This is a genomic window from Paenibacillus sp. J22R67 (assembly GCF_059692175.1).
Genome location: NZ_JCAUAX010000006.1, coordinates 259,441 through 285,046, shown reverse-complemented (window position 1 = coordinate 285,046; position 25,606 = coordinate 259,441). Strand labels below are relative to the sequence as shown.

Here is a 25,606-nt window from a genome sequence, read left to right as displayed (position 1 = left end):
CCCAGAGGATTTATTTTAACTCATTAATTTTCGTAACTTAGCAATATTATTACCGCCGATAATCTTTGCCAGCAGCCATTTCATCTGACCCTTCAACCGCGCCTTAGGAGGCAACCAGCTCTTATAAAAATGATGCATGGCATAAGTATTTGAGGACATAAATGTCCTGCAGTTAATGTAATCATAGGGAGAAAAATACGTTTGGGGATAAAAGGTGCCAACCCCCTCTATGTCTTGATAGAGACCACTCGGCTCAACGCCCCAGTCTCCTAATATCTCCGTTATCAAGGCAACGTTGGTTAGCGAATCAAAAGAGCCATCTTCCCGAATGAAGTTCTTATTCTGATAGGAATCCATAAAAACTTGGATCAATTTATTTTCTTTTGCAGCCCCGATCGTACTCGTTGCAATAAAATTCTCCTGCTCAAACCCCCAGAATGACTCATGATGCAGCAGGTCGTCAAAGGATTTGAACACTTCAACATCGGTGTCTAAATAAATACCGCCAAAGTGATATAGCGCAAACACCCTTGCATAGTCGCTGACGAACGCAAATTTGCCCGCTTCATAAGCTTGCTTCACATAGGCGTTTCTGTTGACATCAAAGTTGTTTTCGTTCCACTCTATGAATTGATAGTCAGTGAGACGGTTATGCCAGCTTGCTATGCAGCGCTTAACGATATCTGGCTTTTCTTTCCCGCCAAACCAACAATAATGAATGATTTTTGGAATTGTCATTTGATAATCTCCCTTATCCGACAGCCTGTGCCTAAGGCAGCATAGTTCTTGATAAAGAACATCTGCTTATTCTCTATATTAGTTCTTTATAAAGAACATGTCAACCTTGATGTACTTCATTAGAGAACTTTTACACAGTCTTAATTCTTAACTAAGAACTAACGGCTAGTTGGTTGCCTAACAAGTTGGAAAACTGACCATCTCGTTCTCCGGCCAACTGGTCGTAATCTCCTTGTTGAATAACGCTCCCCTGATCCAGAACAATCACTTGATCCGCATTTCGTATGGTTGATAAGCGGTGAGCGATAACGACTAGCGTTATTTTTCCTTTGAGCAAATCTAGTGCCTCTTGAATCCCCGCCTCATTCTCAGTATCCAAAGCACTCGTTGCCTCATCAAGCACAAGGATGGATGGCTTTCTCAAGATTGCTCGGGCGAGCACAAGCCGCTGCCGTTCTCCACCAGAGAACCGCACACCCCTGTCACCGATGATTGTATCCAAGCCTTGAGGGAGCTTTCTAACGAATTCATCAGCTGCCGAGAACTCAAGTGCTTCCCACATCTGCCCTTCAGATGCCTCTGGGCTGATCATCAAGAGATTCTCCCGAATACTTGCATGAAAGAGAAAAGGATCCTGTGAAACATAGCTTATGGATTTCCGTAAGGACAATATCTTGTCATCCTGAAGCGGCTCCCCATCGATCAACACCTGCCCTATTTCGGGTTGCATAAGGCCCATAATGATATCAACTAGGGTACTTTTGCCGGCACCTGAACGTCCCACGATAGCTGTCATTTGCAGTGCCGGGATATGGAGGTTAATGTCCGTTAGTGCATATGTAGCCTCATTCCGGTTGTAACGAAAGGATACTTGGCGGCACTCAATGCCATATTTCACAGCTATCGGAGATACTCCTTTAGAATCCTGCTCATTCTCCGCATGAAACTCCCTGGCATTGGCGAATTCCTCTTGCAATTGAAGTAGTGAACGAAAGGCAGGAATGGAGGAAGCTATCTGTTCCATATTGGACTGTATGCTGGTAAAGCGTGGCCACAGCCGAGAGAAAATTACGATAATTAACAATAGCTGCTCCACTTTCGTGTGAAACAAGGTGACAGAAAGATAAATAAAGGAAGCAATTAATATCGCAGAGGCTGCTTTATAGAAAAATTGGGAAGCTGATCTTAGCTTTATATAATCAACCTGCTCATTCATTATTTTCTGAGTTAGGGAGTGAAACCAAGCTAGCCTGGATCCCTCCAGCGTATTGCTTTTAATGTCCTTAATGCCTCCAAGCTGATCGGTAATCCCAGCAAGAAAGCTTTGTGACAATTCGGAGGTTTGCCCACCAAGGGATTTCGCTTTTTTGATAAATTGACGAGAAAATAAGGTGAGGATGAAACCGAAGGCTAGAACAAAAAGTGTCATGACCGGAGATAGCCAAAAAGCTAAACCGATTTGAATCAGTGTAAAGATGACGGAAGCAATAAGTTGAAGGATTAACGTTGTTCCGAATCCCACTCTGGTTAGCTCCGTAGTTAGAGAGTTAATGAGATCCGATTTTCTACGTTTTATAAAAAAGATCCAATTCGACTGCATCAAAGCTGTATACGTGTCCAATCTTAGGTGACGGAGAAATTTCTGCTGAATGGTAGCTTCTCTAATGGTGAGAAACCGCTGCAACCAATTTTGGCCAAACATCAAGACAACAAACATACCGAGAATAAGGGGCAACCCTAATGCCTTCGGAAAATTTTGCAGAAAGGTCAAGAGGCCAGAAATCGGAGATGCACCTGTATTTACGTTGGCAATGCCGCTAGCGCTTATGATAGGAAGCAGCAAAAATACACCTGCACCTTCAAGTAAACTAATTAATACCATGCCAATGACGCTAATAATTAGTTTATTACCTGAATAAGCATACAGCTTTTTTAAATAATGAATGATGTAGCCCATGTGTTTCCCCCTATAGCCATGCCTGTTTCCGGGTTTTTCTCCAAATCCACAAGAAAGGTCTCAGAGGAAAATATAAGAAATGGAGGCTCTTTGGCAGCGGCATTATTTCCACATCCATCGGATAGGGATATAGAAAGCTTAGTACATACAGCAGCTTTAACTGAAAGGACATTAAAGTGAATAAGTGGCGTTTATGATATTTGGCAACGTCATCAGGCAGTGGTTCTTTATGCAGGTGAATCATTTGTTTAATATAGAATAAGGTTTCCTGTGCTAATTGTTTAGGTCGTTTTCCAACGGCTAGTGCGTTCAATTCCACAGGGATAGGAGTACCTAACAACTCAGAGGATAATAGAAGTGCTTGCCCTCCTACATGTTTTAGTTGATACTTTTTTAAAAGAAAACCTAATTTCCCCCAGCCGTGATGAATCCTTAGAATACGATCCATATCTAATAGCCAGCGAAGCCTTGACCATCCATGGCGTGCACCATGTGAAACCAGGAACATAAAGAGATCTTCATAACCCAACATATAAACAGGAGAACTTGTTAATGTGCTACGCCTCTTCCTTGCCCATAATTCGCTGAAAGCTGGTTCAAATGAGGGGCCGGGATTAAGTCTCCAATGAATTTCAAGCTTAATTTTCTTCTGAGGATGGAAATAGGTCATGTGATGATGTCTCCATCTCCAGTCATTCAAGACGGTCGAGAAGTACTCATCCCTAATGTATCCGCCATTTACCAGCAATTCATGTGTTTTGTCCAAATCATCAATGGAAATAAGCACATCCAAATCACTGCAAGTTCGCTTGGATAGATCATTATACAGGTCTGCAGCGAGGGCTGGGCCTTTAAGTAGCAGAACCTTAATCTCATTGTCGGACAGTAATTTGCAGAATTGCTCCATCTCTCCGCTTAAACGCAGCATGTGAAACGTATTGCGCTGATATTCATGGCGCAGCTCTTGAATTACACAGGATGGTACAACACTATCCATCGTTTTCACTTGATTAAATATGTAGGGATAGACACGATGATGCCGCGCTAGTTCCAAGAAGAGATTCCAATCTGTGCCCATAAACAGATCTTCTTGATAACGAGTTTTGCTTCCCTCGCTTTCGTTCTTCACGAATAGGAGCAGCAGTTTCAATTCATTTGGCAAAACAGCTAAATCCAAGTTCCAATCAGTTCCCATCGTATAACTCCCTATCCCTTGCCGCTATGGATTCGTTTTGGCGAATTTTCCAACGACAGTAAATTTCTCCATTCCTTCTTTGCCTGTTACATAATAATGCCCGCTTCTCAGCCATGCATGTGCAATCATCTTCTTGGATTCATCTTTGGCTGTTCCCAAATACAGGGTGCTTTCAATTCGGCGTCGATTTAGCATTTTCATACCTGCTATAGCCCTTACAAGACATTTACTTTCCCAGAGCGTGTACTTGCTCATAATGTCTATCGCACTGGATATTTGCCGTAGGATCATCCGATTCGTTTCCACTTGCATCGTGGATGTTTCATGCATCGCCATTCCAAGTGAAGGAGCTACCTTGGTGAACGGGAGTTTCACTAAAATACGAGCCCAGCCCAAGTAAAACAAAGCCTCTACGAATAGAAGCATCGTCCGTAAATCTAGTGAAAGTATAGCTTTGACTCGATTCACAGCTCTTCACCAGTGTGGATAAGCTTCTGGTCCAACAGATGCTTCAGAAATGAAAATACTTGTTCCTCACACACGGATTGTTCGACCTCATATTCTGTCATCAGGGCACTTACGATGTCTCCAACTGAAACAGGCGCAGCAATAAGTTCCCAAATACGGCCACCTATCTGGCCAAGGTTATAGTAGTTCCCGTTGGTAATGTTCATCATGACTTTGTCGCCATCCATATCACTAACGATGTTACCTTGTTCTTGTGCAACTTGAGTTTGGAGTGTGAGAAGTGGATTCTTAATCATTTGCTATTCCCCCTTATGGACGGTTTCGAGTATTAAGGATGTGAGCTCCGGAGCCGTAAACCCCGTAATCGGTCGATGCAATTGGTACATTTCAATGTGTTTGGAAATCTTCACTATCGTCTCAAAGTGCCAATCCAGAAGCTGCAATTGGGCTAGGAGGGAGCTTCGGAACGTCTGACAGAACAAGGTGCTGAGCCGCGATAATCCTTCAATGGGCAGCATGGCAACTTGATCATTCTCCGTAGGTCTCAGTTCAAACACCCCTGCTAGAGGGATTGGTTCTGCTAAAAAATGATCGGATACTGGAACCAGAAACTTCGTCTCTCTCTGGAAGATCGATTGATAATTGCTTGTCTCCATACCGAATTCCACTAAGCTTTCTTGCCAAAGCTTCTGTTGAGGGTAAGCAGGCATAACCATAGGAATCCCAGCTTCCGTAAAAGTGACAGCAATGACATCATCGCTCAGCAATTGATATCCTTTGTTAATAAAGGCCGATGCTAGCGTTGATTTCCCTGCTCCTGAATGTCCGACAAAGGCATAAGCCTTTCCGTCAATGGCAATAGCACTGCCATGGAGAGGGAGTATCTTCCTCTGCATGAGTAAGGCGCCCATGCATGATCCGAGTAGAAATAACCGAATCTTCGCCTCGTCTGCTCCAGCTATTGGTGAGACTTGAATGGTGTCTCCGTTTTGTATAGCGAATATGGCTGTATCCGCTACTTGAAACATGAAAAAGTTCTGCTTCACTACATAGATCTCATTCTGCCTGCCGGATTGATTCCACAAATCAGTCAAATCCGTTATCTCAATAGCAACGTTTATGGGCTCATCAGGACTCAACGCCTGCGACAACTCAGGCATCAATACATCACTGGCAATGCATAACCCAAAGGCTTTATAAACGACCTTATTTATGGTTTCTATCATTATTCTCACTCCAAATGTTTCGAGTCTTGTCGCACAATATTTTAATAAAAGCCCCTATACCTGTCACAGTATAAGGGCAATAGGTACCACTTTTCTAAGTTAGTAGCAATTAGCTAAAATGAATTGATTCTGTTGGATCCGGTTGAACTGCATCAGGGGTTTTGATCCCAGGACCTGCCATTGTCATCTTAACATCAAGAACTTCCAATGTTGGAGTTGCCCATTCTTTTTTCGTTAGATTTTGCATGTATTCACCCCCTCTCATGCAAATTTTTTAATGAATCTTGAAAATATAAGGCCACGCATGAGTATTCGAAAGCCGAATTGGTACACATATTCAGGCTTCGCAACCTTGATCTCTGATAGTGCCATCTTCAATTCTTGAACGTTTAAATACTGATTAATCATTGGATCTTGGATATACGCTTCAGCTTCCTGGATAAAAGCATCCCATGATGAGGCCATACGGTGTACACCATCAGCGCCTTGAACACCTCGTGTTCGCTGATTGAGCCTAATCTTATCAGGCAAGTAGTTGACGGTTGCCCTTCTGATTAAGGAACGATCTACACCATTTTGAACGTATTGTTCCTCTGGTACGGATAAACAGAACCGAGCGACCCTTAAGTCATTCGTTGGATCACGTTCCCAAAGTGAGTAGCGCAATGATAATTTGGTTCCTATTGTACCGTTTAAACTCCAATAATACAGTTGTTCGAATTGGGTTTTCCTGATCTCATAGGCACTCTGATTGGAGTAATCCGTCCTATGGAAACCGTGCTCTTGTATTTTGGAGTGAACATTTGTTTTCTGTGCGAACAGCGGGTTGATCAGGCTCGGAAATTCGGCTTCCTTGGGCGTAAATAATTTCCCGATGAATGGAAAGGCTTTCTTTCCTACCAACGAAAGGATTCGTTTCCTGCCGCTCCCCATATTGATGCTGTATTGCTTGGCTTCATGGTGAAGTTGTACCCATTTCATTTTCCTCATCAGCATAACTTGATAATCTAGTGCCGGTCCCCACGATATGGTCCAATTTCCTCTTTGTCCATTCAGCAGAATTCCAATCTCTTGCTGGTGAGCCTTCTCATAGATTCCCTTGAGCCAGAAGGAGTTTTCAAAAAATTTGTAAGGCATCTCCATCGTATCCAGCCAATCATCAATTTCACTCAGAGGACTTAGCCCTTTGAAGTCGAAATAGCTGTCGTTAATATTACCTACATGCTGTACAGTGGAATGAATATAAGGTCTTTCATCAGCGAATCGGCCTCTAGGAGTCCAATCCCCTTTGAAATCATCAACGGGAACATAACTGAACGTATGTAACCGTTTATTCTCGCTTCTCAACGTCCTTGCAGCAAAGCTTGCAACAGACCCTGAGTCGAGTCCACCGCTTAGATGAGCACCTACTTGACGGTGTGTTCGCAACCTCGCTGACACGGCTTGTTGAAAAACTTCGCGAAAAGCCTCTTCATACTCCCCGTTGGACTTTAGTAGTAACGGTTGCCCCATCGGTGAGCTGCAGTATCTAGTAAAGGTCACCTTGCCATTCACCACAGAAACGCAGTGAGATGGCGGTAATTGTTTAATATTTTCATACACGGTAGCTGAACCATCCATTGCATCTACCGTTAGAGGAATGGCTAGGAATTCAGCAACCCAATCTTCATTCAGCTTTTTGGGTATGTAAGGTAGAGCTAGCAGTGGCTGCATCAGGGTACAGAAGGTAATCCTGCTCTGGCCTTGATGAAAGTAAAGTGTTCGGCTTCCCGAGAAATCCCTGGCTCCAAAAAGCTTTTGTTTCCTCTCATCCCAAATCATAAAAGCGAAATCGCCAATCAAATGCTTCGGAGCATCCTCAGCCCATTTGTGATAGGCCAGTAAAATCAGTTCACTATCAGGTATCTCAGTTCTCCGACCTCGCTCTATTTGAAGTTTCTCAAATAATTCTTCTCGGTTATCTATAATCGCATCAGCCGTAATAGCTAACTTTCTATTCTGATCATAGTAGGGCAATCGCTCACCAATCGACTCTGGCGTGATCCACTGTGCATGACAGCCCAGGAAGATCTTCTCATGGTGCCATACCTGAACATCGTCAGCTGGATATTTCTCTAAATCGAACATCATACGATGACCATGTTCGATATTTATGGGCTCTTGATCATAATGGAATATCCCGGCTATGGCACTCATTTTATACCTCGCAGTACGATTAATTAATTGGTATTTCACTGTTGTGACGTTCTTTTTAAAGAACGATCGAATGAACTTATGCCTTCTAATGCTTGTTCAATAACCCCACAAACTTTTCATTTATTTGACCACTTGTCGTTCTTTATCGAGAACAATTTCAGAATATCATCTTACTTCTTTACTGTCAACTGCTAACTAAAACTTTTTCATCTCGCTCGAAAACATCATTTTTCCTAGATTACATATGAACTGAGCAAGCGCTGCCCAAGAGTGTGCAAGTGAATCAAAATTAAAAAACTTATTATAAACTTTACTTACAAATTGCTTGTAATTTCGACTTTTGCTCACCCTATATTCCCCATAAAAGTTGATTTTACTTCGGGAAGGTAATGGCAATTCTTTGATCTCCGATAAATGAGGAAAATAGCGATAGACGATGAGCAATGTCCTTATCATTCTTCGTAGCGTTTTATGTGATGCAGCATCCTCTAATAACCGAATATAATCAATCTGATCGTGCCGTGAATGGAGAACTTGTATAATGTCTATCAAATATTTGGGTGAATTCATATAATGACTCCAGCCATGTAGACAAATCATGTAAAAGCAATGATAAACAGACAGCTCCTTCACATACTGAAAAGAGGCCACCGGGGACGCTTCTCCCCAAAATTCATCCATATTTAAATTCGAAGTTCGCTCGATTAATAAATCCCAATGGAGTTCAACTGTGAGTGGAACAGAACAGTTGGGCAAAGATTTAGATAAGCTCCAGTGGAAATGTAACGCTGTGTGCTCTTGCTCGATTGTATAACCAAGCGATTTCACACACTGAATGGCTCGCTCCAGATCATGCTTCTGCACCAACACGTCAATATCGGTTGTCCCTCTAGCCCCAAGGTGACCAAAATAGGTTTCAGCAAAGTAGACGCCTTTAAGCGGAATCACTGGAATAGCCAACTCTTCGAATTTCTTAAGCAGCTGGTCCGTTTGATTTTTAATAAAAAAATTAAGGTATAACGTTTCGTCATAGGGCTGTTTTAATCGTTCTTGAAAAAAAGGCGGAACTTGAGACCATCTACCCTGCTGTTTAATTAGAAAATAAATCTGGGAAGCTACGCCAAAATACGCAATATCCTCAAGCGCTTGTTCATAAAAAGTAGCATCCAGAGGTAAAGAAGCCCGCGGATCATACAACGCGTGTATCAAAGGAATGATCATCACTTGGAACTCCTTTCTCTGATTGCAACCGGTATAATCGACGATACAACCCTTCCTGCCTAATCATCTCTTCATGACGGCCCATTTGCACGATCTTACCTGCATCCATGACAATAATGAGATCCGCATTTTGTATCGTAGATAGCCGATGAGCGATGACTATCGTGGTGCGATTATCCAGCAGCTTTTCCATCGACTTCTGCACATGATACTCCGTTTCACTATCCAGAGCTGATGTCCCCTCATCTAGTAATAGAATCGGCGCATCCTTTAATAAGGCACGTGCAATAGCCATACGCTGCCGTTGCCCACCGGAAAACTTAGACCCTCTCTCCCCGATCTCGGTATCATACCCACAAGGAAGAGATGTAATAAAGTTATGTATCCCTGCAATGGACGCCGCCTGTATCATCTGGGCATCTGTCATACCAGGTTTGGCTAGCTGCAGATTCTCTCTCACTGTACCGCTGAATAACACGGTTTCTTGGGACACATGTGCGAATAAGCTTCTCTGTTCAGAGACCGTTAGTGAAGCAGTCGAATGACCGTTTATGGTGATGGTACCTGCTTGCGGTAAATAAAAGCCTTGAAGCAAATGAAACAAGGTTGTCTTTCCTGCTCCACTTAAACCAACAATAGCAACGACCTTCCCAGCCGGAATTTGCAAATTAAATTGATCGAAAAGAGGCTTTTGCCCCTCATAGCTGAACGAAATATCTTTGAATTGAATGGATGACAACATAGGCTTGTAGGGAATCGCCTCAGGTAAATGGACGGATTCAAGCTCTATATCCAGGATTTTGAATATTCTTTCCATGGCGGAAACGGATTTCTGAAGGCCTGCCCATTGTCCGGCTAGCTCTGTCAGTGGATATACCAAATGGTTGACAAGGTTAATGAAGGTTAATAGTGCACCTACGGTTAGGATACCGTCTGAGACGTAGTAGGAACCCAAACATAGGCTTATCAGAAATGTGACGGAAGCGGCCGCTTGGCTCCCCACATAGAACCATCCACGCAATTTGGCATTACGCAGCTCTAGCGCATATAGATCCTGATTTCTACTTACATACTTGGCGAAAATGAACTTTTCCATTAGGAAAGAACGGATAACGAAGAGTCCGCTAAACGTTTCATTCAGCAGCACGTTCATTCGCGCTACCAAATCCTGAATTAACCGGTTATTTGTGCGAAGCATAACGCCAAAAATAACTCCGGAAACCATCGCAACAGGCGCCACAAGTACGCATACGAGTGCTAGTTTCCAACTGATTTGAAGCAAATAAATGAAAACAGCCAGATAGATGAACGGCAATTTAATCAAATTAATAAGACTGCTGCCAATAATCCCATCTAGGTTATGAATATCATTGGTAAAATGGGCTAGTAGATCCCCAGAATGCTTATCATCGATATGCTTTCCTGGCAGCTGCATGATATGTTTGAAAACATCCGCAGAGAAATCCCTTTTTACCCCATTCGTTGCGATGGTCTCCCACAGTGTAGTCAGATAGGTCGATGTAATGCTCACGACAACAAGAAAACCACCTAAGGGCACCAACCATTTCATACGTCCAAATTGACTATGAATGGCAGCATTCGTGAGATTACCAAAGAACCACGAGAATGACAGCGTCAAAGCGATATCTACGAATAACAAGAGGAATAGCCCCATGTATGCCTGACGATGTGTAACCATGTAAGGCTTCAATATGGAGTAAGTCGTGCGAACATCTTTTATTGTCAACATACCAATCATATCCGCGACACTCCACTGAAAGTCTAGACTTGAAAGCTTTCTTTTCGATTTAGGTAAAATCTTAATAATAACGCTATCATTGGAAATGTTAGAACGATTCGTCCCCAGACATAAGCAAATAGATCCGTTGCATGGATGATCCGCCTATTTCGCTCAATCCGAGTCAGCTTCCCAATCATTTGATCCAGTGCAATAGCTTCGTCGTGTTTTAAATTGGTGTCACCCTTACAAAGGTAATGTAACTGTTGATTCCTGGTGACCATCCGGCAAAATCGGTGCGCAACCAAGTTACCGCTTGATGTACAAAATAAAAGGATATCGCCTTTTTTGATATTCTCAGTCTTCGTGACGATGAAACGGCAAATATCTCCCTTTTTGATAAAAGGATACATACTTGTTCCTCGTGCCGGAAGTTCAATCCAGCCTCTTTTTCTCATCACACGAATAAGAAGTTGAAAGGATTCTTTATGAAACTGCATATTGGACCAAACCTCGCCCGATCATTTCCGTCAAAAATGCTTCAATATCCTCTTCGACGCTCTCGCCAACGAATGCGTACTCTTCGCGAACCGCTTCGCTTATGGAACTAACGGTCTGTGCTACGCCAAGTAGTGACCAGCAATATCCGCCTACTTCATTTAATTTCGTCAATGTGAATTCATCCGTGTTCAAAATAATACATTCCATATCCAGCTGAATGGACTCATAATCATTCATTCGAAGGTATTTGGTCATTAGGATATCAACTCCCAAAATGTCTCATTTTTTTGAAAATGCAGCTCGGAAATCGCAACCGAAGTGACCACATGCTGCAGCAGTCGGAAGATCTTCCTTGTTTCATCCAAACTGTGAGACCAATAAAACACTTTATTCATAAGAAAAAGAAGGCTGTTCGATTTGCTTAGTGGAACGATGTGATTATCCATGGCCTGATGCAGTAGATAGATGTTTGTTAAAGGACTAGTCTCATATGCACCTGATCTTACCAGTTCACTTCGAAATGGAGAGTCAAACACGGTTATCTGACCTGGAGCGATTTTAATAATGGTTGCCTCATCGGAAAGTAGTTCCCGAGGATACGATAGCTTAGCCGCAGTAGATTTGCCGGCTCCCGAGTGACCAGCAAACATGTAAGCTCTACCCTTATCTATCGCACATGATGAGTGAATCAATAGTCCCCACTGATGGTAAACCAGATAGGAGCTGTATAGATTCATAAGCGCATGTTTTAACGCCAACTCATCATGTACACAAATGTTAGAGTCATGATAATCCAAGCTAGTCTCGATCAAATAATCGGCCCTTTGGAATGAAATCTTATTCGATTTTTTGGAAATCTCCACGTGGTAGTCAACAAAAGCATTCCCATATCCTTCTTCAAGTTTAATGAAGAGATCCGGTTGCAGTTTGATTGTGTTTGCCAATGGAAAATTCCGTCCAATCCACTTTGTCATCTTTTCGGAGTCGCAAATGATTTGAATAAGATGCTCCCCAATTGTTGTGTGAATACGCGTCATTGTACATCCCCTTGGGACTTTATTGATAGTTGAGGTCAACGGCGGCTTGCCGTCAACCTCTTCGAAGAATTTTAATTAGGCTTACCATTCCCGCCGCCCTTATGGGGTCCATTATACGGAGGGTTGGGATAATTGATGCCCCCATTCCCTTTACCAGGATGATTCAAATTGCCATGTCCTTTATTCCAGCTCTGGGCTGTTTCAAAACGAACCGGCTGTTGACTTAGAACCATTGGACGCGTATATAATTTCGGTTCCTTCTTCGTTTCATCTTTCATCGCATTCGCTCTCCTATCGTTTCACAGTTTGGATAAGGCGTCTTGCTTCACCAAATGGCGTATCAATGATTTCATATATCCGAAGATATACCGTAGATTCCAATCGATCCGAGTTAAAATCGAAGGTTTGTGCTCCGCTGACCAGCTTATTATCACCTGTAAAGGATAACACCTTGGAAGCCAAGATTCTGTTTTTGGCATCGGCGAATTCCAGCCTCATTTTGGAAAAGCTTTGATCGACGACGATTTCATCCTGAAGTTTAATGGCAAAATCTAAATTGTTTTTATATGAGTAGGGTACACTTCCCTGTCCCATATTGTAGTTGATCCCCAGCGACCAATTATTCAAAGTCACCTGGAAAGGAAAGAAGGCTGCATCCTTATCGTCCGTCTCATCCATAACTTTCGTCTTGAACGCTGCAAGTGGAAGGTTGTAGGGCTCTACACTCTTTCCATCCGTAATTTCCATGGCCAACTGCTCGCCAGTTTCTGCATTCGGAATGATAAATGAGTAATAGATGACGTAACTTAGATTAGGGATGAGTGTTTCTACCTGCGTATCTTGTCTTGTACCTAGATATTTATTACCGCTATTGCTTGTAAGGATGGTCTGAAAAAGAGGAACCTGCAATGGGCTTTCACTCTTATTGAGCAGCTTGAATTTGGCAACAGCGGCCTTGAATCCGCCACCCGCACTTTCATACACGCGCAGATCTACCATAGAAATACTGATCTCTGGTCGAATCAGCTTCGTTAATGGGTCAATCTGAAGCGGCTTGTTCCATTCATATTGTGGCAATTGATTCATAAAGAACCGTACATCGTTAGCTCCTGGCGGTGTGATCGTCAATCTACCGATTAAATATTCGGTATGTTTTTTATCCTCGCTGACATAGTCTTCTGGCGTCAGAACCGATAAATTTTTCAAATCCATCTTATTTCGGATCGGAATCGCATAGTGGATATAGTTCTCCTCACCCAGTTCAAGGGTGATCGGATCTTTCTCTATTCGCTTTCCGCTGTAAATCTTATTCTCTGTTTTTCCATTTATTCGGAAATCAGGAATGATTGTTTTCTTATCTCCTGTATTCGTAACAAGTAATGTAACAATAGTCATCGGTCCGTCTGGCGTATTCTGTTCAGCAAGGCTGACCGGCTTGTACGTCAGTGTGGTAGACAGCACTGGAATCGTAAACTTATCTTCCCATTTCTTCACCGTTGACGGATCGGTTAGCTCAGCCTTTTCACCCTTCCATTCTATGTCTGAAATTGGCAGGGAAATGATTTTCTTTTCTTGCTTGGGATAGACGAATTCATCCACATCATAGAAAGAAAGTTCAATTAGTGAAAAGACATCATAGCGCTCAATGATCGTCATATAACTAAGCTCTACCGTCTCTTTGGGTTGAATGTTTTTGGGATTAGCCTGACTTGGACGCAAGATATATTCCAAACCTTCTTGCGTCTTAGCACGAACTTCATACTCAGGCACACCTGTTAGGCGATCTCCATCGTTATACAGACGTACAACCGTGCCGATCCTGCCTCCTTCAGAGGTTGTTTCATTTAAAACACTTTTCACTTCCACCTTGATATCACTCGTCAATGGATAGCTTTTTACCGTCGTTGTAGATGCATATTTTTCATCGGCCGCTACATGGAAAGCCGCTGATGGAATCACTAGTGAAACGGATAAAATGAACATAACCAACGTATGTTTCCAGTTTATTTTCAAGTCAAGTCACTCCAATTTTATTTATTGCTCTTCAATAGCGGTCATTTGAACTTTTTCTTTATTGCTTAATTGACTTGGACTCGTCTTTACGACTAGTTCTCCCTCTTTGAGTCCCGAAAGCACTTCTTGATTAGGCTCATTCAATCTGCCTAATTGGATGCTTCGTTTCTCAACGGTATCTCCTGTGAGTACGAATACAAAAGCATTGTCACCTTCTTTGACAATACTATAGGTAGGAACTGTCACCACAATTTGGTCCTTCTCTTCCGTCAATTGAAGCTTTAGCTTCGTTCCGGGCTTCAAAGACAACTCCTTGTTCGGCACCTCAAGATTAATTTCGTAGGCTTTCGTTTCCGGATCGATCACTTTGGAGATATAACTGATAGCTCCCTTATATCTCTCGTTGGCTCCCACTATGTAATAGGAGAGCTCTGTCTTGTTACCGATTTGATTCGTTTCTGCTTCCGATAACTGTGCTTTAATTTTAATAGGGTCCAATCTTTGAATGACACCAACCTTAGCTCCAGGCTGCAGCATCATCCCCGCTTCCATCGGCATCTCCGTCAATAAGCCGCTTACCGTGGCTTTCACTTCAAGGTTTTTCATAGATTGGTCAAGCTGCTGCAGATTAACCTGAGCACTTTTGAGCTGTACATCCAATTCATCAGATACTTCCTGCGGTTCTACTGCGCTTAGTTTCTGTTTAAGCTGATCCAGATCCATGCGGGCACTCATCATTTGAGTTTCCATCTGATATAACTGAGCTTTAGTAACCAGTCCGATATCATAATCGTTCTTCATTTTATTGTAATTTCGCGTTAAACCGGTCATCGCTAGTTCCATCTTTTGAATGGCATTGCTCATGTCTAACTTCTGGTTTTGCGTTTCTTTTTTAGCTCTTGCTTTTGCTTTTTCTATCGCGTCCTGAGCCGTTTGTACAGCAAGAGCCGCGGTTTCTCTCTGCGTCTGGAGATCACCGGACTTCAACCTGAGAATCACATCGCCTTCTTGAACCATATCTCCGCGCTTTTTCAAGATTTGATCAATATCCCCGGCTGCCTTGGCTGTTACGCCAAATTGGGCTGATGATTGCGCTTCTGCCGCACGCTCTAGCGGATCACCGATTTTTTGTTTAATGACCTTGAAGGCTTTAATGCTTTTCGGCGCTTGATCACTGTACATGGAATTACTGTCTGGATTATTAACTGCCGTATCTGAGCACCCTGCCAATATGCCAATGCTTAAAGTCAAAATGCAAAGGGTTCTCACGACTTTCGGTTGCTGCTTCCGCCGTTTTTTTCTCATTGGATATAAACTCTCTCCCCTTACTTTGATTTCCCGCAATGGTCAAAGATACGACGACGCATGATCGCTTTTAATTTCATTCATCACGACGCCAATTAGATTCACATTTGCAAGATGGAGCTCCTCTTTCACTTTCTTGGCAATACCGCGTTTCACTTTACCCGATTTGACGATGAGGAGTGTCCCATCGCACTTGGTTGCCATGATCTTGGCATCCGTTACAGTTAGAATGGAAGTGGTGTCCACAATAACCATGTCATATACCGAACTAAGTTCTGCCAATAAGACATCCATTTGATTGGATGCTAATAATCCAGAAGGATTTTGAGGCGTTGGACCCGATGTTACAATGGATAGGTTCTCAATGTAGGACTCCCGCACAATTTCGTTCACTGTACTCTGATTAACGAGGTAACTGGTCAGCCCTCTTCCATTATCTTCACGAAAAGTAACATGAATCGATGGATTTCGCAGGTCTGCATCAACGAGAACCACTTTCTTGCCTGTTTGTGCATACGCAACAGCTAAATTAATGGCTGTCGTGGTTTTCCCCTCACCTCTGCCTGAAGAAGTGACTGTAATCGTCTTAGCTTCACGCCCGAATACAGAACAATCAATATTAAATCTTAATGATCTATAAGCTTCTGATGCTGGAGAGCTCGGATTCCTTTGCATCATAATGGCAGAATCAGTGGCTTGTTTTGGCATATGCAATATCCTCTACTTTTTTTCTGGATTTATTTTTCTGCGTCGTCCTTAGTGCCTTGGTTTTCACCTTTGGTATGTAAGCTAAGGTCGAGAGTTCAAAAGCTTCTCGAACATCCTCATCCGTTTTCAACGTATCATCCAAAGCATCCAACAGAAGAATGATACCAATTGTAACAGCGAGCGATGCCACGAAACTGAGGATGATATACTGATTTGATTTTTGATTCACAGGTATAGGATTGTCCTGAACTTTGGCTCTGTTCAGGATGGTGATATTATCGACCTTCATAATTTTGGGGATCTCTGTTTGAAAGACATCTGACACCGCATTCGCGATCTTCACCGCTCTATCATGTGAAAAATGACGAGCCGTAATCGACATGACTTGCGTTTCATTGAGGTTCGAGACATTCACAATCGTAATTAATTGGTCGGTGGATACATTTAAGTCGGGGTATCGTTGAACGACTTTATCCATAATAGCTGGGGTTCTAATGATCTCTTTATAGGTATTAATGAGGGCCATGTTAACACTAATTGCTCCATAATCGATTTGCTCAGTGCCTAGTTGATCCTGCTCGAATGTTTTATTGACAATAAGTTTAGTCGAAGCTTGATAAATCGGGACGTAATTTGCCGTCGTATACATGGCTGTAAGAAGAGTACAACCAAATACAATCAATACAATTAACCACCATCGCTTCTTTATAATCATCAAATATTCTTTTAAATTAATTTCCATGTTTCCCCTCCGTGAGAAGTCATCTTTTTCAAAATTGAATGATACTATTTGTATCTTAATTCTATTACTACTTTAAGATACTTTTTGTATCATGTCAACAAGATATTCCTTTTTTAAGTTCCAAATCGTATCACGAAAAATGTCCATAAAAAAAAAGAAAAGCACCTCGAAAGGCCTTCTCTTTTTGTTTAATTCATTCCCACTGATTTAACTAAATTCTTCTCATTTGTCAGCCCTGAAACCATTAACGCTTGCTGTAAAAGTAGTGCAAGCAGCCGGCGCATCGAGCCGATACCAATTTTACTCATAATATTCGCTAAATGAATCTTGACCGTTTTCTCGCTAATGCAACAGCTTTCGGCAATTTCCTTGTTGGTGTACCCGTGAGTTGCGATAAGGGAAAGAATTTCCGATTCTCGCTGTGTCAGCCCATAATTCGTGAAGAATTGTTGCAAAACTGTATTCTCTGCGATTGAATTCTGCATTATACAACAACTTCCTTTATATGAATGTGGCGTTCTCGGCTAAGATCTACAAATACCTCATCAACTTTTACAAGTGGATTTGTATCATCTGTAGGATTAATATAGACGACTTCTGCCCAACGACCATCCGTTAGTTTTACTTTCCTGCCAACTAAACTTCGAATCATATTCTTCAATAACACGCATACGATTTGCGGATCCAACTCTCCAAAAAGACCTGCGCGCATCTGTCGCACGACTTCATAGAATGGCATCATGTCTTGGTAAGGCCTATTCGAGGACATCGCATGGAACACATCGGCAACGGCAACAATCCGGCTAAAACGATCGATTTGGCTATCCTTTAAACCCATGGGATATCCACTTCCATCTGCTCGTTCATGGTGCTGCAAAGCAACAAGTGACACTCGATAGTTAATTCCAACAGTCTCCCTAAGCATGTTATAACCCCGAATCGTATGCTGTTTCATGGTGTTGAATTCATCTTTGGTTAATTTCCCCGGCTTCTGGAGAATGTCTTGCGATATTTTAATTTTTCCAACATCATGCAGGGTAGCAGCTAGCGCTAACAAAGGTATCTCTTTATCCGGCAATTTAAGCCATTTTCCGATAAGTGTCGAAAGTATGCCTACACCGACATTGTGCTGATGTGTGTACTCATCTTTGGCTTTCACAGCTTCAAGTAATTCAAATAAATCAGGATGTTCGGCCGCTTGCTGCACAATTGGAATGAGTTGATTTCTAATTTCAAACAAAGGGATTTTATTCTCTGATTCCATTTGCTCGAATAATTGTTTGGCGAACTGAGCAGCTTTCTGTACTAGAAGTTCTGAAGAATCTTGGGAGTCGGTGACTACTAGTTCTTGTTCCAATTGCTCTTGGGGATTTGTTGTAATAATATCCATGAAGTCAATACGATGCTGTCTGAATAAATCTAAATGTTCTGCCGTTAGAACCGTTAAGCTTGGCGCTAATACGAGTCCATAGCTCGTTGTTACATCGTATTTCAACATTTTCCCCGTAAGTTCTCTCAATTAACCCCGCCCCAATTATTTCAAAATATAACCAATTTCTATTATATACGACAAATTAGGATACAACCATGGGAGGTAAATCCCGTATTTTTCCTTTGCTAATAGGATAAAAAGCCTAGCCCCTTCATAAACCCAAATATAATTAGGACTATTGGTATAGTTTGGCAAAATCTCTCCTGCTGACCAGTTCTAACCGTGACATTCGTCTAGCCCCCTGCATATAGTAAGTATCGACTAATCCGCTTTAACCTAAGGAGGACTTACATCCATGACTTCAAACAAAAAACAAGAGACTCGGAATTTGGAACGGGACAACGACGTATTGCAGCAGCCCGAAATTGACCCTGCGTATGCGGATTCCTATCCTGGGCCCGTGCCTTATGCATACGGTTATCCTGTACCGCAGGCCTACGCTTGGGTACCTGTATATGACACACGCATGCTTGGACTTCCCGGCTTAACTGGATTCCCAGGGCAATCTGGATTCCCAGGGCAATCTGGATTCCCAGGGCAATCTGGATTCCCAGGGCAACCTGGATTCCCAGGGCAATCTGGATTCCCAGGGCAACCTGGATTCCCAGGGCAACCTGGATTCCCAGGGCAACCTGGATTCCCAGGGCAGCCTGGATTCCCAGGGCAACCTGGATTCCCAGGACAGCCTGGATTCCCAGGACAGCCTGGATTCCCGGGGCAACCTGGATTCCCGGGGCAGCCTGGATTCCCAGGCTCAGGCGTACCAGGTGGCAATGAGCAAGCACCAACATCGGCTCCACCTGCATACACCCCGCAAAAGCCGCATAAAACTGCCGGTTCTACATTTGCAGTAGATCCGGGTGGCATTAGACGCTGTATGTTCCGTTTCACTTATGTATGGTTGAGCAATGGTCAGCAGTTCTGGTATTATCCGATCTTTGTCGGTCAAAATTCCATTGCAGGCTTCCGTTGGAATGGCTTCTCCTGGATGTATTTCGGAATTGATTTGCGTTTCATTGATTCCTTTACTTGCTAGCAGGAAAAGAGAAATGAATGCAGAAAGTCCGTCACACACGTTACGTGGATGTCGGACTTTTTTGTATTACACGGCAGCTGTGTAGATCGCCATCCCTGTTATGCCTGGATCGCCTGTTATCCGCCGTACCTCCATATTCAATACGCCATCCTTCACGGTGACACTGTAAGGACCGTATTTGGCCCAGCTGCTTAGCGTTAGCAAACCAATTGGAGTCGCTGTCACCTGCACACCTTCAAGAACCACATCAAAGGTGCATGAATTGGATTGATAACTTTCAAGGGACCAAATATATACTTGATAATTGCCGCTAGACAGCGTTTGAGCAACCGTAAAACTGGATTCTGAAGCATACACTCTAGAATTAAGCATTACGCTTGAAGCGCTATCAACAGCAGGAACCGGGGTGATGGCCGGTAAGTTTTCGTATGTTTGAACATTGGATGAGTACAATAATAAACCATGATTTCCTGCTAACCATCCTTGTTCATCGATCGTCACAGATGACCCACCGAAATTAATGCCACGAACAAAATTCGTATAAATGGCATCGGTTGTCACAGTGAGCGGTGGCGTAAAAGCCGAATTATTCCCCGCAGCATCTTTTGCTTTTACTAAAAAACGATACGCCGTATTCGGCAGCAGACCCGTCACTGTAAAGCTGGTCGTTGTCGTAGTTCCCGCTAAGTTTGTGTTATTTACATAAATTTCGTATCCCGTTACGCCAATATTATCTGTCGAGGCCGTCCATGTTAGTGTAACTGAGGTCATTGTCTTGGAAGGCGCCGCCAAGTTCATCGGCATTGTCGGTGCTTGTGTGTCCGGAGCTGGTTGTGTTGGGGGAATATAGACCTCACTTCGATTCAATGTTCTTCCTACGGAAGTCGTGTATAAGCCATTTCGCTGAGCGAGGGTATTATAGTCATACAAATGATTCGCCCACTCCATGAACCATGCCCATTTGGGTTGGTTATTAAAGGTTGAGCTGGGGAATAATTGGCCGATCTCTGCAACGGCAACTGGTTTCCCACCTGAGATGGCCACGAGACCCTCATAATATTCCTGCTTAAATGGCTCGTTACCGTACATATATAAATCCGTGCCTAATATATCGCATTTGCTTGTCCCTACGAAATGTGTCAAGTAAGGATTAATGTCTGAACTCTTGGGCGCATTCGCATTCCAGACCCAAAGTAAGTTATTTAAGCCGTGAAGATTCGTAAACCGGTCATACATAATGTCCCAGAGCACCTTATAATTTTGCTTCTTCCCCCACCAGAACCAGCCACCGTTCATCTCGTGGTACGGGCGCCATAGAACAGGAACATTGGCATCTCTGAGCTGTTTCAAAAAAACCGCAACTTTATCATACTCCAAAATAAGCCAATTGTACTCCGCTGTACCTGGCGTGCACACACGGTTGAATTCCGCATCGGTCGTACTCCTTTGAACATTTACCCAAGTATAGGTTGTGAGCGGATAATTCTGGTGCCACATCATGGTCACTATACCGCCGCTTTGAAAATATTTCTTCGCTACATTCGTTACATTCTGTCTTTGAGATGTGACCTGCGCTGCTGTCTGACCTGAAATGGGCCCCATTTCATACCCGGCAACACCAGGATAATCACCATACAGTTTGTTAATCTCATTGACATAACCACTCGGGTCCTCTAGCCAGTTATGAATACCCGTTAATGTTTTGGAACCTGATATCGTATACAAGTAATTCAGAACATCAATTGCCTTTTGGCTAGCCTTTGAATTAATCGGAAGCATCCTCCTACTCACCTCGCAATGTTATGGTTTAATGGCACGCTTTTATATGAATCTAGCAGACTTACTGCTGCCACAATCCTATACTATGCACCTGTAGTACTATTTGCTTAGGTAAACTGTAAAAAATTGTAGAAAACACAAAAAAACCTCTAATATTTCGAGAGAATCTCTCTCGCACACTAGAGGAAAGAACTATAAATCACATTTATGCCAGTAATCGACAAATTAAAATAGAACTTTTTTAACATAAAATCCGCCGTGACTGACTGTCCTTACTCCCATCTCGCCAGCTCCATTAACCCATCTTTCAGCTTCACGATCTCCGTACCCGCCAGCATCATAATGCCTACCCCATGGTTATCGTTCGTGACGGTAAGCAGATCCTTCTTGTAATAGTCCGCTGTAAAAGCATACCTTGAGCCGCTGCAAACGCCATGCACGTTACCCTGCGCGTCAATGGCATACCGCGTCAAGCCATCCCAAGCTTTGAGCGCAGCCTGTATGAACCGCTGCGGCTCCTCGAGCCAGCCGAAGCGGACGCCTCTGGCGAACGAATACGCAAACATCGCCGTACACGAAGCTTCTTGGTATGCGTCCGTATCATTCAACACCTGATGCCACAATCCGCTCTCTGCTTGAAGCTCGGCATAACCCGCGCACAGCTCGTTAAAGAATCGGACGAGCTCAGTGCGAAGCGCATGATCTGCCGGCAAAGCCTCCAGCACCTCGGTCAGGGAGAATAAAGTCCATCCGTTGCCGCGTCCCCACGGAATCCTCGTTGGCATCCCGTATTTGAAATCAAATACGTGGGACATGAGGCGCTGCTCCGGCATAAACAAGTAGTTCCGGAATAATAGGAACTGTTTAGCCGCTTCATCAAGCGCTTCACGGTTTCCCGTTACCGCCGCATAACGGCACAGGAAAGGCGTGCTCATATAGAGGTCGTCGGCCCACATGGTATTCTCCGAATACTCATCCTGACACACGCGATAAAAGGCTCCGTCTTCCTTCCGCTCCAGCTGCTGCAGCATGAAGTCAGCGATCCTCTCCGCAATCGGCAGGTAACCCGAATGCTTATCTTCTTTATAAGATTCCAGCATGGCAGATCCGAACGAGCCGCAGTTGTCGAGCATTTTCATCATGACCAGCTGCTGATTAATAGCCGGGAACCCATACTGCTCGCGGTCCCAAAGCGAATACTCGAACATGTCGGTGCAGCTTTGAACATGCTCCTGCGCATACGAGAGAATATCCGGTCGTTCCAGTAAACGGCCTGTCTGCAGCAGACCGTAGACGGTCACCCCCAGCGGATAATCCCAGCGAGCAAAGTTGGTAACATTCCCGACAGTCCATTTATTACTCAGCATGGCGTTCTCATAATAGGGACGAATCCACGTCTCTGGGCGGTCTAAGCGCCAATAATGGTTCGCAAAAACGCGCTTCGTCGTGGCGATTTCGCTGTCATTCAGCTCCACGTCGGCATCAAAAGGGCCCAAATAGAGCCACGCCTCGTCCGAACCATGCACGTCTACAGGCGAATGGAACGGCACCCGATCTCCTCCCACATACGCATGTAAGGTAAAGCCCCAAGAACGTGAAGTGAGCTCGCACTCGCTGCGGATCACTACATCATGTTTGCCGAAAGCAAGCGGCACCTCCACTTGGAAGCTGCCTTCCGTCTTCAGCGCAGCAACCTGATGGCCGTCTACCCAAACCGTCAGCGGTCCGGTTGTGGTCCCCTTTAACATATAAGGACCTTTGCCGCTGCCGAGTGCATCCAGCTGAGTCCAAGCGTATGCTCGCTTTCCGGGCTGAAGGCCGAACAAGCGCTCACAAACCTGCAAAGCTAACTCCTCTTCGCTCCAATCGCAGGCCGGCAGCCAGGTGACGCCTTGCTCCTTCTCGGAAGAGAGCGCTGCTGGCAGCGGGCTCCCCTCGTACAGATCGGAGTCGACCGGAACGGAATACACCCATCCTGCTTGCCCCGCTCTTTCTGCAAAGGGTGAACGCACATTGAGGATTCTTACTTTGGCCTCATCCGATCCGAATAAACATCCGAATCCTGCTGGCGTCATTTTGGCTTTTATCCAAAGACGATTCCAGCCTTTTACGAAATTCAGGTTTAACTTGACGGTCGCATCGGGCTTCAGCTCATCCATAACGTTGGAACGATAGGTAAGCTCCTCATTAAAATAAAACTGAATCGGACCCAAACACCTCATCAGGACGTCTAGATTCCGATCACCATCACTCCATACAAGCGAGTAAGCATAAGAAATTTGACCCTGCCTTGCCTCTGGGAATCTATGACAAAGATTGAGATCGAATAAGCCCTCGTCATTTTGCAAAATACCTGACCGATTGAACGCCCGAAAGGCAAACGGCACAGGAGGATTGGCCCCGATATACCGGTCAGCAAGCACTTTTAGCGTACGTTTTTCGTCCCTGCCTAAACGAGACTGGATGCTCTCTTGCTCATTGAAATAGGTTGTCATCTCTCCACAATCCTTTCTACAGCAGCCGTACCGTGAAGGTTCGGTCGAATGGCGTCACCAGGTTCACATGGACATATTGGCAGCCCGCCGGGTGCTGATCTTCTCGAAGTATAGGCAATAAGTGTTCGAAAGCTCCTGAGGATATTTCAATGCGGTCTTCCTCCACACGGTAGGTCATAGAGCCGCTTTTGAGGAAATATTTCCCGTCTCCTGCATCATGCAGATCGTCGCCCTCTACAGCCCCTTCATTACCCAGAATAAACGTTAGCTGCGTAAGGACGTCTTCACGCTCATCAGAATGAATGCGGATCGTCCAATCGGACGTATTTGGTTTGATCTCAACCCGCAGCTCATGCGTTTGCAGATGTGTCATCGGCCGATGCTGATGCGGCAGCAAGTACCACGGACTTACCGAGCCTTTCGCCGTAAGGGGAAGGTGCTGCTGCGGGATAGGTCCGTTGTAGCCTTTTTCCATAACGACACCTAGTCGATAGACACCATCTTCAGCGGTTAGCTGATCGAATTTGACGATACCCGGCGAGAAGGACGTGGACAGCTTAATGCCCAGTAGTCTTACTTTCCCATGACGAAGCGAAAAGAAAGAGGGCGTTTGCGGCATAATCGTGATGCTCTTATCCTTCTCGCGAATGCGCACGACTGGCGCTCCGAATGCCAGATGCATGGAGCTGTGCTGAATTTTGAGATGATGGCCGATCGTCTCAATTAAGCCCAAATGCTCATTCATAGGATGATATTGATTAAGGATGCAAGCATAGTGATCAGGCAGCTCAGCGCGCTGCAAGTCACGGATAGTTTTCTCTATTTCCGGATAAAGCAGCACATGCAGCAGAGCATTATTGTTTACACCATCAGGACGTTTGACGAAAGCAGCAGCATAATCGCACATGGTTGCAAAAACTGGATCCTTGTCATGTGCGGCCATTAGGCGATAAATCGTATAGTAGGTAGCCATGTCGTAGGTTTGGCCAAAATCCTGTCGGCCCGAATAGTCCGTCACCACTTCACCTGACGGATGGATGAGATAAACCATCATACGTAGATTCCGGCGCACGCTTTCCAATAATTCGGGACGATTCAATACACGAGCCGTATGATACAGCGCAACATTACTGACGGCATTGTAGATTCCGTTGCTCCGCTCGGTCCATTCACCATCTGCCGTAATGTCTAAGCCTTCAGACAGCCATTCATCCGCTCGCGCGAGGAGCCCCGGCCTCTTGAAAATGTCATACAGCTGGGCTAAGGCAGCCGTAAGAACCCAGCGATGATTCGGCGTATGGCAGCCGCCTGTCAGCATTGCCGGTATCGTTCGTTCAAGAAATAGCTTTAGTTTGTCTGCTATAGGCTGTAGGACCGACCAATCATGACCAGTGAGCAGCTGATAAATCTGCGCTACACCGCCAATTACAAAACCAGTGTCAGGCGGAGAGTTATAATTCGTTGAACCTAGCGAAATCGTCCCGTCCGCATGCTGTCTATTCAGCATGAAACCTGCTGCTAACTCCAAGGCAGCTGCTAAAGACTCGCTATGGTAGAATCTGGAGTCTGGATTCACCAAAGCCGTTGCCCATGCAGCGATATAAACAGGCGTACTATGATGGCTTGCGCGCGCAATACCCGTCTCGTCTATCACTCCGCCGTAATACTTGGAGGATGGATCGAGTACCTGGTTGCTTAGCGCAGCGGACGCAAGCTCGTCATTTTTCCCAACTAACTGCTTATATACGAAGTCCATATT

24 protein-coding genes are annotated in these 25,606 nt (G+C 44.2%); 1 reads left to right on the top strand and 23 read right to left on the bottom strand.

What is annotated here, in order from left to right; all coding sequences use genetic code 11:
* Positions 1–15: 15 nt before the first annotated feature.
* The 20 genes from AC58VC_RS23295 to AC58VC_RS23200 form a co-directional block, all read right to left on the bottom strand.
* Positions 16–738, bottom strand: a complete 723-nt coding sequence (locus AC58VC_RS23295; RefSeq protein WP_497371811.1) for a glycosyltransferase family 32 protein — start codon at positions 736–738, stop codon at positions 16–18.
* Positions 739–889: 151 nt separating this feature from the next.
* A complete protein-coding gene (locus AC58VC_RS23290) occupies positions 890–2,695 on the bottom strand; it encodes an ABC transporter ATP-binding protein (RefSeq protein ID WP_497371809.1) in 1,806 nt (601 codons plus the stop codon).
* A gap of 10 nt (positions 2,696–2,705) precedes the next feature.
* Positions 2,706–3,890 (bottom strand): nucleotidyltransferase domain-containing protein, encoded by a 1,185-nt coding sequence (locus AC58VC_RS23285; protein ID WP_497371807.1) that lies wholly within the window; start codon positions 3,888–3,890, stop codon positions 2,706–2,708.
* 24 nt (positions 3,891–3,914) lie between these two features.
* Positions 3,915–4,316 carry a lasso peptide biosynthesis B2 protein gene (locus AC58VC_RS23280; RefSeq protein WP_497372137.1) on the bottom strand — a complete coding sequence of 134 codons (402 nt, stop codon included), beginning with the start codon at positions 4,314–4,316 and terminating at the stop codon, positions 3,915–3,917.
* 38 nt (positions 4,317–4,354) lie between these two features.
* The gene (locus tag AC58VC_RS23275) at positions 4,355–4,654 is read right to left on the bottom strand and encodes a lasso peptide biosynthesis PqqD family chaperone (RefSeq protein WP_497371805.1); all 300 of its coding nucleotides are present in this window, start codon (positions 4,652–4,654) and stop codon (positions 4,355–4,357) included.
* Positions 4,655–4,657: 3 nt separating this feature from the next.
* Complete coding sequence (locus AC58VC_RS23270) at positions 4,658–5,584, bottom strand: aldolase (RefSeq protein WP_497371803.1); 927 nt, start codon at positions 5,582–5,584, stop codon at positions 4,658–4,660.
* 109 nt (positions 5,585–5,693) lie between these two features.
* Positions 5,694–5,831 carry a paeninodin family lasso peptide gene (locus AC58VC_RS23265; RefSeq protein WP_497371801.1) on the bottom strand — a complete coding sequence of 46 codons (138 nt, stop codon included), beginning with the start codon at positions 5,829–5,831 and terminating at the stop codon, positions 5,694–5,696.
* 14 nt (positions 5,832–5,845) lie between these two features.
* Positions 5,846–7,780, bottom strand: a complete 1,935-nt coding sequence (locus AC58VC_RS23260) for an asparagine synthase-related protein (protein ID WP_497371799.1) — start codon at positions 7,778–7,780, stop codon at positions 5,846–5,848.
* A 195-nt stretch (positions 7,781–7,975) separates the two neighbouring features.
* A complete protein-coding gene (locus AC58VC_RS23255; protein WP_497371797.1) occupies positions 7,976–9,001 on the bottom strand; it encodes a nucleotidyltransferase family protein in 1,026 nt (341 codons plus the stop codon).
* Positions 8,970–10,760: an ABC transporter ATP-binding protein gene (locus AC58VC_RS23250; RefSeq protein ID WP_497371795.1), complete on the bottom strand. Its 1,791-nt coding sequence runs from the start codon at positions 10,758–10,760 to the stop codon at positions 8,970–8,972. Before AC58VC_RS23250 ends, AC58VC_RS23255 begins: the two co-directional genes overlap by 32 nt.
* 23 nt (positions 10,761–10,783) lie before the next feature.
* Positions 10,784–11,239, bottom strand: a complete 456-nt coding sequence (locus tag AC58VC_RS23245) for a S24/S26 family peptidase (protein WP_497371793.1) — start codon at positions 11,237–11,239, stop codon at positions 10,784–10,786.
* Positions 11,226–11,495, bottom strand: coding sequence for a PqqD family protein (locus AC58VC_RS23240; RefSeq protein ID WP_497371791.1), 270 nt, complete (start codon positions 11,493–11,495; stop codon positions 11,226–11,228). The genes AC58VC_RS23245 and AC58VC_RS23240 overlap by 14 nt, the downstream gene beginning before the upstream one ends.
* Positions 11,495–12,214: a hypothetical protein gene (locus tag AC58VC_RS23235; RefSeq protein WP_497371789.1), complete on the bottom strand. Its 720-nt coding sequence runs from the start codon at positions 12,212–12,214 to the stop codon at positions 11,495–11,497. Before AC58VC_RS23235 ends, AC58VC_RS23240 begins: the two co-directional genes overlap by 1 nt.
* Positions 12,215–12,348: 134 nt before the next feature.
* Entirely contained in the window at positions 12,349–12,555 is a 207-nt protein-coding gene (locus AC58VC_RS23230; protein ID WP_497371787.1) for a hypothetical protein, read from the bottom strand.
* 13 nt (positions 12,556–12,568) lie between these two features.
* Positions 12,569–14,290 carry a hypothetical protein gene (locus AC58VC_RS23225; RefSeq protein WP_497371785.1) on the bottom strand — a complete coding sequence of 574 codons (1,722 nt, stop codon included), beginning with the start codon at positions 14,288–14,290 and terminating at the stop codon, positions 12,569–12,571.
* Between the two features lie 21 nt (positions 14,291–14,311).
* The gene (locus AC58VC_RS23220; protein WP_497371783.1) at positions 14,312–15,541 is read right to left on the bottom strand and encodes an efflux RND transporter periplasmic adaptor subunit; all 1,230 of its coding nucleotides are present in this window, start codon (positions 15,539–15,541) and stop codon (positions 14,312–14,314) included.
* Between the two features lie 96 nt (positions 15,542–15,637).
* On the bottom strand, positions 15,638–16,303 hold the full coding sequence (locus tag AC58VC_RS23215; protein WP_497371781.1) for a CpsD/CapB family tyrosine-protein kinase: 666 nt from the start codon (positions 16,301–16,303) through the stop codon (positions 15,638–15,640).
* Complete coding sequence (locus tag AC58VC_RS23210; RefSeq protein ID WP_497371779.1) at positions 16,284–17,045, bottom strand: YveK family protein; 762 nt, start codon at positions 17,043–17,045, stop codon at positions 16,284–16,286. The genes AC58VC_RS23215 and AC58VC_RS23210 overlap by 20 nt, the downstream gene beginning before the upstream one ends.
* Positions 17,046–17,233: 188 nt before the next feature.
* Positions 17,234–17,530: a response regulator transcription factor gene (locus AC58VC_RS23205; RefSeq protein ID WP_497371777.1), complete on the bottom strand. Its 297-nt coding sequence runs from the start codon at positions 17,528–17,530 to the stop codon at positions 17,234–17,236.
* Positions 17,530–18,564: an HD-GYP domain-containing protein gene (locus AC58VC_RS23200; RefSeq protein WP_497371775.1), complete on the bottom strand. Its 1,035-nt coding sequence runs from the start codon at positions 18,562–18,564 to the stop codon at positions 17,530–17,532. The genes AC58VC_RS23205 and AC58VC_RS23200 overlap by 1 nt, the downstream gene beginning before the upstream one ends.
* Before the next feature lie 268 nt (positions 18,565–18,832).
* Here AC58VC_RS23200 and AC58VC_RS23195 point away from each other — a divergent pair, with 268 nt between their 5' ends.
* Positions 18,833–19,573, top strand: a complete 741-nt coding sequence (locus tag AC58VC_RS23195) for a hypothetical protein (RefSeq protein WP_497371773.1) — start codon at positions 18,833–18,835, stop codon at positions 19,571–19,573.
* A 66-nt stretch (positions 19,574–19,639) separates the two neighbouring features.
* On the opposite strand, the gene AC58VC_RS23190 is transcribed toward AC58VC_RS23195, so the two are convergent.
* From AC58VC_RS23190 to AC58VC_RS23180, 3 genes are all read right to left on the bottom strand, one after another.
* Positions 19,640–21,352 (bottom strand): glycosyl hydrolase, encoded by a 1,713-nt coding sequence (locus tag AC58VC_RS23190; protein WP_497371771.1) that lies wholly within the window; start codon positions 21,350–21,352, stop codon positions 19,640–19,642.
* 272 nt (positions 21,353–21,624) lie between these two features.
* On the bottom strand, positions 21,625–23,847 hold the full coding sequence (locus AC58VC_RS23185; RefSeq protein ID WP_497371769.1) for a glycoside hydrolase family 88/105 protein: 2,223 nt from the start codon (positions 23,845–23,847) through the stop codon (positions 21,625–21,627).
* A gap of 16 nt (positions 23,848–23,863) precedes the next feature.
* Positions 23,864–25,603 (bottom strand): hypothetical protein, encoded by a 1,740-nt coding sequence (locus AC58VC_RS23180; RefSeq protein ID WP_497371767.1) that lies wholly within the window; start codon positions 25,601–25,603, stop codon positions 23,864–23,866.
* Between the last annotated feature and the right edge of the window lie 3 nt (positions 25,604–25,606).

Coding starts and splice junctions, on each gene's coding strand:
- AC58VC_RS23295 (WP_497371811.1), bottom strand. CDS start 738: ATGACAATTCCAAAAATCATTCATTATTGTTGGTTTGGCGGGAAAGAA.
- AC58VC_RS23290 (WP_497371809.1), bottom strand. CDS start 2,695: ATGGGCTACATCATTCATTATTTAAAAAAGCTGTATGCTTATTCAGGT.
- AC58VC_RS23285 (WP_497371807.1), bottom strand. CDS start 3,890: ATGGGAACTGATTGGAACTTGGATTTAGCTGTTTTGCCAAATGAATTG.
- AC58VC_RS23280 (WP_497372137.1), bottom strand. CDS start 4,316: ATGCTTCTATTCGTAGAGGCTTTGTTTTACTTGGGCTGGGCTCGTATT.
- AC58VC_RS23275 (WP_497371805.1), bottom strand. CDS start 4,654: ATGATTAAGAATCCACTTCTCACACTCCAAACTCAAGTTGCACAAGAA.
- AC58VC_RS23270 (WP_497371803.1), bottom strand. CDS start 5,584: ATGATAGAAACCATAAATAAGGTCGTTTATAAAGCCTTTGGGTTATGC.
- AC58VC_RS23265 (WP_497371801.1), bottom strand. CDS start 5,831: ATGCAAAATCTAACGAAAAAAGAATGGGCAACTCCAACATTGGAAGTT.
- AC58VC_RS23260 (WP_497371799.1), bottom strand. CDS start 7,780: ATGAGTGCCATAGCCGGGATATTCCATTATGATCAAGAGCCCATAAAT.
- AC58VC_RS23255 (WP_497371797.1), bottom strand. CDS start 9,001: ATGATCATTCCTTTGATACACGCGTTGTATGATCCGCGGGCTTCTTTA.
- AC58VC_RS23250 (WP_497371795.1), bottom strand. CDS start 10,760: ATGATTGGTATGTTGACAATAAAAGATGTTCGCACGACTTACTCCATA.
- AC58VC_RS23245 (WP_497371793.1), bottom strand. CDS start 11,239: ATGCAGTTTCATAAAGAATCCTTTCAACTTCTTATTCGTGTGATGAGA.
- AC58VC_RS23240 (WP_497371791.1), bottom strand. CDS start 11,495: ATGACCAAATACCTTCGAATGAATGATTATGAGTCCATTCAGCTGGAT.
- AC58VC_RS23235 (WP_497371789.1), bottom strand. CDS start 12,214: ATGACAAAGTGGATTGGACGGAATTTTCCATTGGCAAACACAATCAAA.
- AC58VC_RS23230 (WP_497371787.1), bottom strand. CDS start 12,555: ATGAAAGATGAAACGAAGAAGGAACCGAAATTATATACGCGTCCAATG.
- AC58VC_RS23215 (WP_497371781.1), bottom strand. CDS start 16,303: ATGCCAAAACAAGCCACTGATTCTGCCATTATGATGCAAAGGAATCCG.
- AC58VC_RS23210 (WP_497371779.1), bottom strand. CDS start 17,045: ATGGAAATTAATTTAAAAGAATATTTGATGATTATAAAGAAGCGATGG.
- AC58VC_RS23205 (WP_497371777.1), bottom strand. CDS start 17,530: ATGCAGAATTCAATCGCAGAGAATACAGTTTTGCAACAATTCTTCACG.
- AC58VC_RS23195 (WP_497371773.1), top strand. CDS start 18,833: ATGACTTCAAACAAAAAACAAGAGACTCGGAATTTGGAACGGGACAAC.
- AC58VC_RS23190 (WP_497371771.1), bottom strand. CDS start 21,352: ATGCTTCCGATTAATTCAAAGGCTAGCCAAAAGGCAATTGATGTTCTG.
- AC58VC_RS23185 (WP_497371769.1), bottom strand. CDS start 23,847: ATGACAACCTATTTCAATGAGCAAGAGAGCATCCAGTCTCGTTTAGGC.
- AC58VC_RS23180 (WP_497371767.1), bottom strand. CDS start 25,603: ATGGACTTCGTATATAAGCAGTTAGTTGGGAAAAATGACGAGCTTGCG.